Consider the following 13,225-nt stretch of genomic DNA (forward strand, 5'->3'; position numbering starts at 1 on the left):
TACTTAAAAAGCCAAGCAACCTACTAAAAATTCAACCTAAAACATAACAGGCTCTAACTTAGCGCATTTTTTACTGTTTTTAGCTCTCGCCTACTTACGCTTAATTGCTCCTTACATCCGGCTAGTTCTACGCTATGTACACCAGGGCTTTGGGTATGCAAGGCAACAAGCTTTTGTTTGTTTATGAGCGTATTTCTGTGAATACGTAATAATTGCGTTGGGAAGCGTTGCTCAAGTTGTTTTAAGCTTTGTTCAATTAGGGCCTCGCCCTCTTTAAATACCATATTGGTGTATTTTTCTTGGGCATTAAAGTAATACACTTGATCAAGTTCAATACTTTTTATTGTGCCACCAAGCTGATAACTAATTTTTGTAGATTGCTGCTTTTGCATATGCGCTTTATTTAAACGCCCAACTTGCGCTAACACTTTATTTAATGCCTGTTCAGTAACGGGTTTTACTAAGTATCCTGCGGCACTAAGCTGTAGCGCATCAAGTGCATGCTCGGGGTAAGCCGTTACAAATACTATTGCCGGTGGCACGCTCAGCGTATTTAGTTGCTGTGCTACTTCTAGGCCATTAATACCCGGCATATCTATGTCTAAAAAAACCAAATCGGGATGAACCTGCTTGATAATGGCAAGCCCCTGCGCGCCGTTATCACCTTCGCCTTTAACTAAAATATGCTCGTTGTGCTGCAGTAGCCGCTTTATTCTTGCGCGAGCTAGCGGTTCATCATCAATAATTACAACATTCATTGGGGGTTCTCAAACTGCTTAGGGATCACCACTTTTACTCTAAATACATCCTCTTTTTGTGTGATCGTTAGTTGTGCTTTTTCTTTGTAATATATAAACAATCGTTGGCGAATATTTTCAAGTGCCATGCCGTTATTTGGTCTTTTTAACGCCTCATTATGAGTGATAGGGTTAGAAACAATCAATGTTAAATACCCTGTTGTTACGTGTAGCTCTACACTAATAACGGCCCCTGTTTCACTGGGCTCTACCCCATGACACACCGCATTTTCTATTAACGGCTGAAGGGTTAAGCACGGAATACTAATATCTGGTAAATCAGCAGGCACTTGCCAATTAAGCTTTAAACGACTGCCAAAGCGCCATGTTTCCAGCGCAACATACTGTTTTGATAAGGTCAGCTCATCTTCGAGAGAAACGCGCTGCCCCGAGCGCATAGCCGCTTGCGACAGCGCCGCAAGCGCAAGTATTGCTTGCTCTGCAGCATCGGCATCATGATGTGTTAGCTCGGCGGCGGTATTAAGGCTATTGTACAAAAAATGAGGGCGAATTCTGGCTTGCAAAGCATCAAGCTCCGCGCGCGCGAGCGCTTTTGTTTGCTGCTCTTTTTCAAAATAAATCAGTAAAAACTGTACAAATAAAGCCGTGATCAAAAAAACAATTAAGCAGTTTCGTAATACAAAATAAATACTCGTTTCATTATTTGTAATATCTAAAAAGTAGCGGGCACACAGCACACTAAATAAAGCGGTACTGACTAAAAAGGAAATAAAAAAAGCAAAAAGCTGGGTGGTTTGCGGCTTTTTTTGTAAAACACCCCGAAAAGAGTATAAAGCAGAAATACTGACCAAAACGGTCATATGAGAAAATAAACTAATTACGCCAAGGCTTTGCCAGCTATCCCCTTCAACAAAAGGAGCAAACGCTAAGATAGTAGCAACAACTTGGGTAACAATAAGCGTGGCAAGTACCCCGCGCTCATTAAAAAGAGCCGAAAAAAGCAATGTTTCACCTTGCGGCAACTTGCTCATAACGGCTCTCCTTGTAATCTAAATAATTAATTTATATAGATTAACGCAGCTCAACAGGAACGGCAAATACGATATTCTCTTCTTCACCTGGGTTTTCAACTACCTGCTTGCCGCCTAGCTCTTTTAAGCGTGCAATAACTTGCTGTACCAGCACTTCTGGCGCAGAAGCCCCCGCAGTTACTCCCACAGCGTTAGTTTCACCAAACCACTGTGCTTCAACATTTGTTGCATCATCGATTAAATAAGCGGTTGTGCCCATTTTATCTGCAAGTTCACGTAAACGGTTAGAGTTAGAGCTGTTTTTTGCCCCCACAACTAATAGCACATCTACCTTGTCTGCTAAATCACGCACAGCATCTTGACGGTTTTGTGTCGCATAGCAAATGTCATCTTTACGCGGGCCATCAATTGCTGGGAATTTTTCGCGCAGCGCATCAATTACATCTGCAGTGTCATCTACCGAAAGCGTTGTTTGGCTACAATAAAATAGGTTATCAGCATTTTTAACTTTAAGTTTGGCAACATCTTCTGCGGTTTCTACAAGGTAAATACCACCGTCGTTATTGTCATACTGCCCCATAGTACCCTCAACTTCTGGGTGACCATGGTGACCAATTAAAATACACTCAATACCTTTACGGCTCGCTCGCGTTACTTCCATATGCACTTTAGTAACTAATGGGCATGTTGCGTCAAACACTTTTAAATCGCGGCGTTTAGCTTCTGAGCGTACCGCTTGCGATACACCGTGGGCGCTAAAAATAACAATGCTGTCATCAGGTACTTGGTCTAGCTCTTCAACAAATACAGCACCACGGTTTTTTAAACCATCTACTACGTAGCGGTTATGAACGACCTCGTGGCGTACGTAAATTGGCTTTTCAAAAATATCTAAAGCGCGCTCTACTATGCTAATTGCACGGTCTACCCCTGCACAAAAGCCTCGCGGGTTCGCTAATAAAATATCCATTAGCCTTGCACCTCAATAATATCTACTTCAAACGTTAAACGTTGACCTGCTAACGGATGATTAAAATCTATAGTAACCGACTCACCTTGTACTTCGCGTACCAGTCCTGGCAGCTCAGTACCATCAGGCTGAGTAAAGGCAATAATTGCGCCGACTTTAGCTGGCGTTTCTGCACCAAATTTACTGCGTTCTACATAGTAAATATTATCTGGATTAGGTTGGCCAAAGGCGTCTTCTGGTTCTAACTCAAACGTTTTGCTTTCGCCTGCACTTAAACCTAGTAAGCACTTTTCAAAATTAGCCGTTAAGCTGCCATCACCCATCGTTAACTTGGCTGGTTTATTATGCACCTTGGTTGAGTCTGCGGCAGAGCCATCTTCTAGTTTAATAGAAAAGTGAAAAATAACCTCTGAGTTTTCACCAATTACAGCTTGGCTCATGCTTTATGCTCCTTCGGACTTTCGCCTGTAAAGGCATCAAATAATAATAATGCGGCACCAATACAAATTGCACAGTCGGCAATATTAAATACTGGAAAATGCGAGTTTTTATAAAACACATGTATAAAGTCAATTACATAACCATAAGCAACACGGTCATATAAATTACCAATAGCGCCAGCAAGCACTAACGCATAAGCACTACATAATATTTTATTTGTCGCTGGTAAACGCTTTAACCACCACACTAATAGCGCACTAATAGCAATGGCAATAAAACTTAAAAACCAACGTTGCCAGCCACCCGCTTCACTTAAAAAGCTGTAGGCCGCTCCATAGTTATGTACGTAGGTAATACTAAAAACAGGTAGTAAATTAATCGACTCTTGATAAGCCATGGTATTTACAACAAGTGTTTTAGTGGCAAAGTCTATTACAAGAAGTAATAGACTTAACCAAAGCCACACTAAACCACTTTTTTGGGCTAGTTTGCTCACTGAGTAAAGCTCCTAAGCGAATTGACGCTTTTCACCTTCGCCGTCAACATTGCTTACACAACGACCACAAATTTCAGGGTGTGCAGGCTCTGAACCTACATCATCGCTGTAATGCCAACAACGCTCACATTTAGTTGCATCTGTGGCTGCTACGCTAATGTACAAACCTTCAATTTCGGTTGTTTGTGTATCACTTGGCTGGCTATCTACTGCAGATACAGTGACCGCAGACGTTAGTAATACAAAACGTAGTTCATCACCTAATGCTGCTAACTTATCAGCCAGTGCTTTTTCGGCGTATAAGTTAACGCTTGCTTGTAACGTTGCGCCAATTACTTCTTCTTTTCGGGCTGCTTCTAATACGCGGTTTACTTCGTCACGTACATTTAGAATCGCTTGCCAGTCATCGTTGCCAAATTGGCTGTTTGTCGGTGCGTGTAAACCGTCGTACCATACCGATGTAAATACGTAATCGCTACGCTCGCCCGGTAGTGCTTCCCAAATTTCTTGAGCTGTAAAGCTCATAATTGGTGCCATCCAACGAGTCATTGCTTCAGCAATATGATAAAGCGCAGTTTGACAAGAACGACGTGCATGACTGTCGCTTTTTGCTGTGTACTGGCGGTCTTTAATTACATCTAAGTAGAACGAACCAAGCTCACCTGTACAGAAGTTCATTAGCTTTTGCGTTACTAATAGCATTTGGTAGCTATCGTAGGCTGCTAAAATTTCTTCTTGTAATTGGGCTGCACGGCCAACAATCCACTTATCAAGCTCAACCATATCATCAACAGCAACTTGGTCTGTTTTTGGATCAAAACCACTTAGGTTAGCTAGTAAGTAACGGCTAGTGTTACGAATACGGCGGTAGCGATCTGCAGAGCGTTTAAATATTTCATCCGATACTGTCATTTCGGCGGTGTAATCGGTAGAGGCTACCCATAAACGTAAAATGTCAGCGCCAAGTTTATTCATCACGTTTTGTGGTGAAATAACGTTGCCTAACGATTTTGACATTTTGCGGCCGTTTTCATCTACGGTAAAGCCGTGCGTTAGTACTTGCTTGTAAGGTGCGTGACCGTTAATAGCAACTGAGGTCATCATTGATGACATAAACCAACCACGGTGCTGATCAGAACCTTCTAGGTATAAATCTGCTGGGCCAACTAACTCTTCTCGTGCATCAACAACACATGCATGTGTTACGCCCGAATCAAACCATACATCTAACGTATCTTGTACTTTCATGTATTGCTTGGCATCTTCTTCGCCTAACAAGGTGGCAGGCTCTAGGTCATACCATGCTTGAATGCCTGATTTTTCTACCAGCTCTGCAGCTTGCTCAATAAGCGCTTGCGTATTTGGGTGTAAAGCACCAGTGTCTTTATCAACAAATAAGGCAATTGGCACCCCCCAAGTACGTTGGCGTGAAATACACCAATCTGGGCGACCTTCAACCATGTTCGCAATGCGGCTTTCGCCCCACTCTGGCAACCATTGGGTGTTTTTAATTTCGCTCAACGAGTCTTGACGTAAGTTAGCCTGATCCATGCTTACAAACCACTGCGGTGTAGCACGGAAAATAATAGGTGTTTTGTGGCGCCAACAATGCGGGTAGCTATGCGTAAGCGCATGATGATGCATTAAAGCACCGCGCTCTGTTAGTACGTCAATTACACTGGCATTTGCTTTAAATACATGCTGACCAGCAAATAATTCTGTATCAGGTAGGTAAACGCCATTCGCGCCTACAGGGTTTGCTACTTCAAGATTGTAATTTAAGCCTGCCGCGAAATCTTCTTGACCATGGCCTGGCGCGGTATGTACCACACCCGTACCTGAGTCAGTAGTAACGTGGTCAGCTACAATTACCGGTACATCAAAATCGTAAAATGGATGAGCAACGTGTAAGTTTTCAAGTGCTGCACCTTTAACATAACCTAGTACGTGGAAATGATTAAAGCCATAACGGTCCATTGCATCTTTAACAAGCTCTGAGCCTAAAATTAAACGTTGCTGTGAGCCTTCATCATCTACTTGTACTAAGGCATACTCTAAATCTGCATGCACTGCTACCGCACGGTTAGCGGGTAAAGTCCACGGCGTTGTAGTCCAAATAACAGTACCTACACTGCCTTGGCCTTTATGGCCATCGGCTAAATCAAAGGCATTAACAACCGCGTCTTGATCTGCAAATGTAAAACGTACGTCAATCGCTGGAGATTGCTTATCTTGGTACTCTACTTCGGCCTCTGCTAATGCAGAACCACAGTCTGTACACCAATGCACAGGCTTTGCACCTTTATGAAGGTGGCCATTTTTAATAATACGACCAAGCACGCGAATAGCGTTTGCTTCAAAGTCATAGTTCATTGTTAAGTAAGGTTTGTCCCAATCGCCAAACACACCTAAACGTTTAAAGTCTACTTTTTGACCTTCAACTTGCTTTTTAGCGTAAGCACGGCATTTTTCACGAAACTCGCTCGCGGTTACTTTAACGCCTGGCTTACCTACTTTTTTCTCAACCATTAACTCAATTGGCAAACCATGACAGTCCCAACCAGGCACATAAGGTGCATCAAAGTCAGATAAAGTTTTAGACTTAACAATTATGTCTTTTAAAATTTTATTTACTGAGTGGCCTAAATGGATATCGCCGTTTGCATACGGAGGGCCGTCATGCAAAATAAAGGTCTTTTTACCTTTTTTGGCGCTGCGAATTTGACCGTACAGGTCGTCTTCATACCATGCTTTAAGCATTTTTGGTTCACGTTGTGCCAAATTGCCACGCATTGGAAACTGTGTTTCCGGTAAATTCAAAGTATGTTTGTAGTCGCTCATTAATCCTACTTTCCGTATCTATCGGCTACCTAATTTAAACCAAAACACTGTTTTGCGGCGGCAACATCGGTTGCAATTTGTGCCGTTAACTGTGTTAATGTCTCGAATTTTTTCTCATCGCGAAGTTTTTTTATTAACTCCACGTGCATAAACTGTCCATATATATCTTGTGCAAAGTCAAAAAGATGAACTTCTAACAAAGCACGAGTTCCATTAAAAGTGGGCTTGTTACCAATATTGGCTACCCCATAAACGTGTTTTCCGGCAATGTTTGCTTTTACGGCAAACACCCCATTTACAGGGCAAACTTGGCGTTTAAGCGCTATATTTGCAGTTCGAAAACCAAGCTCTCGCCCTCTTTTCCAACCATGTATTACACGCCCTGAAATAGCATAATTATGCCCTAGCATTAACTTAGCATTTTCTAAGTCGCCTGCGGCTAATGCTTCACGTATTAGTGTGCTGCTTACTCTAGCATTTAATTGGCGAAAACTCGCGGTGCTTTTTACATCCATGCCCGCTTGTTTGCCCATACTGAGCAGTAAATTAAAATTCCCTTGGCGCTGTTTACCAAATTTAAAATCATCACCTACTGTGAGTGCTTTAACGCCTAGCTTTTTAATTAAAATATCGCTAACAAATTGCTCAGCAAGCATATTGGCAAATTGTTGGTTAAAGCTAATACAAATAACCCGCTCAATACCTAAGTTACTTAGTAATCTGAGTTTGTCGCGTAACCGAGTAAGTCGAGCTGGCGCATTATTTTTAGCAAAAAACTCTTGCGGCTGCGGCTCAAATAACATCACAGTACAGGGTAAGTTATGTGCTTTGGCATCCGCTAACAACCCTTTTAACACTTCGCCATGGCCTAAATGCACACCGTCAAAATTACCAATAGTCAACACACAACCATAATGTTGCGCTCGAATATTGTGTATACCTCTAATTAACTCCATGCCACCTAATGCCTTTTTCAGCGAGTATTATTAACGACTTTAAAATCGTTCAAAACCACAGGGCTGCCGATTATAATCTTTTTTTTAGTTTGATTCAGTAGTTGCTACACTTTTTATCGTATTTAGTCTTACACCAAGTAAAAACAGCACCGCAAAGTAACTTATTGCAGCAATTACTAGCAATACAATTAACAACATTACTTGCTCATAAAAATGCCATGTAGCCCAATAATAACGGCTGCTGACGTACCACGTTAAAGCGCCCATTACCAAGCTTGCTACTATGCACTTTACGCTAAAGCGCAGGCTCATTGCAGAAAACTGATACACTTTTTCTTTTTTAAGTTGCCTGTAAAGTAAAAAAGCATTGCAGCTGGCCGACATAGACGTTGCTAAAGCAAGCCCTAAATACCCTATAAACGGGGCTAACATAATATTAAATACCATATTAAGCACCAGCGTAATAATACCAATGCGCACAGGTGTTTTGGTATCTTGGCGCGAGTAAAAACCCGGCGCTAATACTTTAATAAGCATAAAGCTAACTAACCCTACCGAGTAGGCAACCACCCCTAAGCTTACCGCTTTGACATGATCAACATCAGCGTCTTTAAATGCTCCGTGATCAAATAGCACAGTAATGATAAGCGGGCTTATAATCATTAAACCAACCATGGCGGGTATGCCTAAAAAAATCACAAAACGCACACCCCAATCTAACGTATGCTGAAAATCACTGAGCTTTTTACTGCTATGCAATTTAGAAAGTGCGGGTAAAATAACAGTGGCAATACCAATACCAAATAAACCAAGTGGAAACTCAATTAACCTATCTGAGTAATAAAGCCATGCGATAGAGCCCGTCATTAATAGCGAGGCAATCATGGTGTCGAGCAAAAGGTTAATTTGGCTTATTGAAACACCAAATAATGCCGGTAGCATAAGCTTACGCACTTTTTTAACGTTCTCGTCTTGCCACGCCCAGCGAGGACGTGCCAGCATTTTTGCTCGGTATAAAAATGGTAACTGAAACAACAATTGCACCACTCCGCCCACAAATACACCAATAGCTAACGCATACGCCCCCACGCTAAATTTGTCGTGCAATAAAATGGCGCAGGTAATAATTGAAACATTAAGCAATACGGGCGTAAAAGCAGCCACTGCAAAGCGGTTATACACATTCATTACTGCACCGCTAAGTGCTACTAGACTAACAAATAACAAATACGGAAAGGTTAACTTTAATAAGGAGCTTGCCAGCACAAACTTTTCTGCATTGGGGCCACCTTGCCACCAATCTATAAACCAGCCAGTACCAAATAACGCGGCAATAACAGGCGAGGCAATAACGCCAAAAATAGTCACGCAAAGCAAAATAGTGCCCAGCGTACCGGCAGCCTGTGCTACAAATAACTTAACTTTATCATCGCCATGGTGTTCTTTAATTTCACTAAGTACAGGCACAAATGCCTGGGCAAAGGCCCCCTCTGCAAATAGACGGCGTAAAAAATTGGGAATACGGTTAGCAAACAAAAAAACATCAGCAGCTGCACTAGCACCTAATAAGTTTGCAACGACAGCGTCTCGTACTAACCCTAAAATACGCGATATCATTGTCATACAACTTACAATCATACCGGAGCGAAATAATCCTTTTGACACCTTAAACCTACTTAAAAACCTTTAGTTAGCGCAATTATGCCACAGTCTTTTTTATAAATCGCTTTAAAGCACTAGGCTGGGCGTCTGTGCTTTGTTACAATAGCGATATTAACTGCTAAAGCGGCAAATTGATGTTCGTTATAAGGAGCAGTTTTTCTTGAGTTGTTAAATTTAAATTGACATTCATGATAAAAACAGGCATATTCCACGGCCTTTAATTTAAGCTTTATTTAAGATTGTTAGGAGCAAACCTTGGCTAACATCAAGTCTGCAAAAAAACGCGCTATCACTAGCGAAAAAAACCGTCAGCACAACGCAAGCCGTCGTTCAATGATGCGTACTTACTTCAAAAAAGTAACCGCTGCTATTGAAGCTGGCGATAAAGAAGCTGCACAGCAAGCTTTCTCTGTTGCTACACCTATCTTAGACCGTTACGCAACTAAGGGTCTAATTCATAAAAACAAAGCAGCTCGTCATAAGAGCCGTTTAGCAGCTAAAATTAAAGCGCTATAATTTGTTTTATGATTAAAAAACCGGCCTAGGCCGGTTTTTTTATATCTAAAATTTGGTATTTAGCAATCCGCTAAACTTTAAGCTAATTTAACGCATTACTATTAAAGCTGGTTAAACATTTTCCAAATCGGGATAAAACTTTTTCAACATGGCCGCAATTTTTTTAGGCGTAAATGGCTTAACCACAAACCCTTTAGCACCTTTATCAATGGCTTCTTTAACATTTTCTACTGCTGAATGGGCCGACACCATCACCACATTAGTTTCAGGGTTAATATCATTAATTTGCGCGATTAACTCTTTACCATCGCCGTCAGGCAGTTCAATATCTAAAAAAATCATATTGTAATTAGCAGCTTGGCATTCGCTAATGCATTGTTTAGCCGTTGAAGCCTCTTTAACGTTTTCTATTCCTAAGTGCATGAGCGTTTGGCTCAAAAAACTACGCACTGTGCTAACATCATCTACTATTAAAATTGATAGCTGCGTATCCATGTATCTTCCTCGTAGGCTAAAAGCATTGTATAAGTTATTATATAACTAGATATTTAATCATTTTATTATAGAGACCTACGCTCAAAAGGCCAGATTTGCTTTATGTCAAACAACACAAAAAAACAATCATTGCTTGGTAAAACACCACAAAAAAGAAAAACCCCTGTAAAAAAGCCCCGCAATAGGCCGCAAACAGCACCGCAATCTACAGCTAACTCAACATCAACCCCAGCGGAGCAGCCTGTAAAGTCTAAAAAAGGGTTACTTATTACGCTGGCTATCATTTTTGCTGTAGCCATTATTTTTCCAAAACCAACTTTGCTCACCTATAAAAAATTAGGGTTAGTGAGCGAAAGTATTTATTGGCCTGGGGTCTTTGGATATGGCCGCACATTACTTGATTCAAACTTACACCCGCAGCTAGACGAGAAGCGCAATGCCCTTTATTTATGCGCAGATATGAAGGCGCCGCAAAGCTGTCAAAAGTACCAACTAATAAAAAATAATGGCTTTTTTGCAGCACTAGCTAGCTATATTTAGCATTAAAAAAACTAATCTGAAAATTTAAAATTACTTGGTTGAAAGGTGTGCAAAAGATCAACATAATGGCGCTCCTTTTTTCAACAACTGAACTATTGAAACGACCATGCTAAACGAGCTAGATTGGCTTTTAAACACTTTATTACTTGCACTAGGTTTAGGTGCATTCTTTATTAACCACATAACAATACTGCGTGTTGCAGCGATTAGTGCATGTGGTCTGTTATTTTTGTCTTTTAGCTTGGATTTAATGTCGTCGAGTGTTATTTCGAATATGAGTTTAGTGTTGATCAATACATTTTACTTGTTCAAAGTGTATACGTTTGGACAATTTAATGTAACGCAGAGTTAACATTTCCCCTTAGAATATTTTATAGCCCAGCCTTGCTGGGCTTTTTTATTTGAAAAAATTAAAAGGCTTGGGGAACAGATTGAACTAAGATAAAATTTATCTCGTATTAATCCTCATTTAGGTCTTACTATGTCTTTATCTGATTTCGATTTATTTTTATCTTCTATGGAAGATGTAAAACCTATAAACCACGATACTGTAACTCCCCTTGCAAGTAATCCCAGTGCCACCCTTGCCCAACAAGAAAAGCGTAAAGCTGCCGAGCTTAGCCTTGCGAATGACGAAAATTACTTACAATCTGAGCATGTAGAGCTTTTAGACCCGCATGCATTACTCAGTTTTAAAAAAGATGGCGTACAAAGCGCAGTATTTAAAAACTTACGCTTAGCTAAATACCAAGTTGATGCCACATTAGATTTGCATGGCCAATTACTTAAAAACGCACGCACAACATTATTTAACTTTATTACTGATTGCCACCAGCGAAACATTCGCGTTGTATTAGTACGCCATGGCATTGGTATAAAAAATAAAGCTAAGCCCGGTATACTAAAGAGCTATGTTAATAAGTGGCTACAGGCTCTACCCGCGGTATTAGCGTATCATACCGCTTTAAAGCACCATGGTGGCAGTGGCGCAACATATGTGTTGCTTAAAAAAAGTGATGAGAAAAAGCATGAAAACCGAGAGATCCATGCTAAACGGTACTAATTAACTTATTTTACTAAATACCAGTAACGAAGCGCACTTTAGTAATTAAATGGCCTAATGAAAAGTGGGTACTCTTTAATGATCTGGCTTTATTAAGCCAAAAACAAATTAATAGAGTCCCCTTTTTATAATGTGTCTACAAGTGCACTTATTCACTTTGTGAAGTTTGTGAACTTTTGCTTTGTGGCACTTGATCGGCACTCGCTTGGTTAAACCAAGCAGACACGCCTAGCACTATAATAGAAACCACTACTAAACTTAGTTTTACTCCGCCTTGACTTGATTTCATACGTTACTCTTATTATTTTTATTTTAGTGACTAAACTTCACAATAATTAAAATTACAAATGTTAACAAGCTGTTTGTTAAACTGTTTTGCTATCTATTAATAACCTTTTGTTCTATTAACCCGATTATTTAATGTAAGGCCGCTTTTTAGGCGATTAATATTTTCTGCAATTTGCGCTGTTACGCTATTTAAATCAGATAACGCGGCGCAGTGTGGTGTAATCGTTATTTTAGCGTTATGCCAAAATGGGTGATCGTCCGGTAGCGGCTCTTGGGTAAATACATCGAGCGTGGCAGCCCTTAACATTTCACTGTTAAGTGCGTTTATTAAATCTTGCTCTACTAGGTGCTCACCTCTGGCAACGTTAATTACACAGGCATGGGCCGGTAACTTAGCTAATAAATCGGCATTAATAATACCCTTAGTATCTTTTGTTAGCGGCAGTAGGCATACCAAGTAGTCAATTGTAGGCAGCATTTCATTAAGGCCTTGCTGCTGAGAATATAGATGCACCTGCTCATCACTTTTTTCAGTTTTTGACCAAGCGCTTACCGTAAAGCCATTCAGGGTTAGTTTTTTGGCGCACGCTTTACCTAGCTCACCAAAGCCTAAAATACCCACGTGATTATATTTATATGCGCGCTTAGGTTTATAATTGCATTGTGATTGCTTAACAAAATACTCTTTTAAACGCAGCTTGTGCGCAAATACATGGCCTAGTACGTACTCTGCCATATCTTGAGCAAGCTCAGTATCAACAATGCGAACCACGTCTACCTCTTTAGGCAATAAAGACATATTAATACTATCTACACCCGCCCCAAACGATGACACCGCCTTTAAGTTAGGTAATTGCTGCCACAAATCATCTGGTGCATTCCAGGCTAATACAAACTCTACATTGTTGAGCTTTTTACACTCTGGCCATTGCATTATTTCTTCATTGGGTAATAGCTCTTTTAGCTTTGCAATTAGCTTTGTATTATCTCGCCCGGTAATGGCTACTAATACCGACATAGAAGCTCCTAATTTTATTAAATAAATTTTATCTACACTAATAAACAACTGAGCAGCTCGTAATGTGCTCTTTAAAAAGTCACACAACTGCAAAGTAAATGTCACACCCTTTTTTTACTCTAAACAGGATGGCGAATAGGCCAAATTGTA

At 40.6% G+C, this 13,225-nt stretch carries 15 protein-coding genes; 4 read left to right on the forward strand and 11 right to left on the reverse strand.

What is annotated here, in order from left to right; genetic code table 11:
* Positions 1–53: 53 nt before the first annotated feature.
* The 8 genes from OIZ54_RS09890 to murJ form a co-directional block, all read right to left on the reverse strand.
* Entirely contained in the window at positions 54–758 is a 705-nt protein-coding gene (locus OIZ54_RS09890; protein WP_126007793.1) for a LytR/AlgR family response regulator transcription factor, read from the reverse strand.
* A complete protein-coding gene (locus OIZ54_RS09895) occupies positions 755–1,789 on the reverse strand; it encodes a sensor histidine kinase (protein WP_248442857.1) in 1,035 nt (344 codons plus the stop codon). Before OIZ54_RS09895 ends, OIZ54_RS09890 begins: the two co-directional genes overlap by 4 nt.
* Positions 1,790–1,829: 40 nt before the next feature.
* On the reverse strand, positions 1,830–2,759 hold the full coding sequence (gene ispH, locus OIZ54_RS09900; protein WP_248442856.1) for a 4-hydroxy-3-methylbut-2-enyl diphosphate reductase: 930 nt from the start codon (positions 2,757–2,759) through the stop codon (positions 1,830–1,832).
* Entirely contained in the window at positions 2,759–3,199 is a 441-nt protein-coding gene (gene fkpB / locus OIZ54_RS09905; RefSeq protein WP_004588360.1) for an FKBP-type peptidyl-prolyl cis-trans isomerase, read from the reverse strand. Before fkpB ends, ispH begins: the two co-directional genes overlap by 1 nt.
* Positions 3,196–3,696 (reverse strand): signal peptidase II, encoded by a 501-nt coding sequence (gene lspA, locus OIZ54_RS09910; protein WP_004588359.1) that lies wholly within the window; start codon positions 3,694–3,696, stop codon positions 3,196–3,198. Before lspA ends, fkpB begins: the two co-directional genes overlap by 4 nt.
* Before the next feature lie 12 nt (positions 3,697–3,708).
* Positions 3,709–6,537, reverse strand: coding sequence for an isoleucine--tRNA ligase (ileS, locus tag OIZ54_RS09915; protein ID WP_264390316.1), 2,829 nt, complete (start codon positions 6,535–6,537; stop codon positions 3,709–3,711).
* Between the two features lie 29 nt (positions 6,538–6,566).
* Positions 6,567–7,493: a bifunctional riboflavin kinase/FAD synthetase gene (gene ribF, locus OIZ54_RS09920; protein ID WP_264390318.1), complete on the reverse strand. Its 927-nt coding sequence runs from the start codon at positions 7,491–7,493 to the stop codon at positions 6,567–6,569.
* An 84-nt stretch (positions 7,494–7,577) separates the two neighbouring features.
* Complete coding sequence (gene murJ / locus OIZ54_RS09925) at positions 7,578–9,116, reverse strand: murein biosynthesis integral membrane protein MurJ (protein WP_413680496.1); 1,539 nt, start codon at positions 9,114–9,116, stop codon at positions 7,578–7,580.
* A 294-nt stretch (positions 9,117–9,410) separates the two neighbouring features.
* On the opposite strand from murJ, the gene rpsT reads away from it, so the two are divergent.
* Positions 9,411–9,671 (forward strand): 30S ribosomal protein S20, encoded by a 261-nt coding sequence (gene rpsT / locus OIZ54_RS09930; RefSeq protein WP_004588355.1) that lies wholly within the window; start codon positions 9,411–9,413, stop codon positions 9,669–9,671.
* A gap of 111 nt (positions 9,672–9,782) precedes the next feature.
* Here rpsT and OIZ54_RS09935 read toward each other — a convergent pair whose 3' ends face one another.
* Positions 9,783–10,166 carry a response regulator gene (locus OIZ54_RS09935; RefSeq protein WP_004588354.1) on the reverse strand — a complete coding sequence of 128 codons (384 nt, stop codon included), beginning with the start codon at positions 10,164–10,166 and terminating at the stop codon, positions 9,783–9,785.
* A gap of 102 nt (positions 10,167–10,268) precedes the next feature.
* Between OIZ54_RS09935 and OIZ54_RS09940 the strand changes: the two genes are divergently transcribed.
* The 3 genes from OIZ54_RS09940 (at position 10,269) to smrA (ending at position 11,769) form a co-directional block, all read left to right on the forward strand.
* Positions 10,269–10,706, forward strand: a complete 438-nt coding sequence (locus tag OIZ54_RS09940) for a hypothetical protein (protein ID WP_264390322.1) — start codon at positions 10,269–10,271, stop codon at positions 10,704–10,706.
* A gap of 106 nt (positions 10,707–10,812) precedes the next feature.
* The gene (locus tag OIZ54_RS09945; RefSeq protein WP_264390324.1) at positions 10,813–11,058 is read left to right on the forward strand and encodes a hypothetical protein; all 246 of its coding nucleotides are present in this window, start codon (positions 10,813–10,815) and stop codon (positions 11,056–11,058) included.
* A 129-nt stretch (positions 11,059–11,187) separates the two neighbouring features.
* A complete protein-coding gene (smrA, locus tag OIZ54_RS09950; protein ID WP_024032280.1) occupies positions 11,188–11,769 on the forward strand; it encodes a DNA endonuclease SmrA in 582 nt (193 codons plus the stop codon).
* Positions 11,770–11,917: 148 nt separating this feature from the next.
* Here smrA and OIZ54_RS09955 read toward each other — a convergent pair whose 3' ends face one another.
* Entirely contained in the window at positions 11,918–12,058 is a 141-nt protein-coding gene (locus OIZ54_RS09955; protein WP_024032281.1) for a hypothetical protein, read from the reverse strand.
* A gap of 96 nt (positions 12,059–12,154) precedes the next feature.
* Positions 12,155–13,075, reverse strand: coding sequence for a 2-hydroxyacid dehydrogenase (locus OIZ54_RS09960; RefSeq protein ID WP_248442852.1), 921 nt, complete (start codon positions 13,073–13,075; stop codon positions 12,155–12,157).
* Between the last annotated feature and the right edge of the window lie 150 nt (positions 13,076–13,225).

Origin of the sequence: Pseudoalteromonas sp. A3 (assembly GCF_025942345.1) — a bacterium.
In the GTDB taxonomy this organism is placed as follows: Bacteria; Pseudomonadota; Gammaproteobacteria; order Enterobacterales; family Alteromonadaceae; genus Pseudoalteromonas; species Pseudoalteromonas atlantica.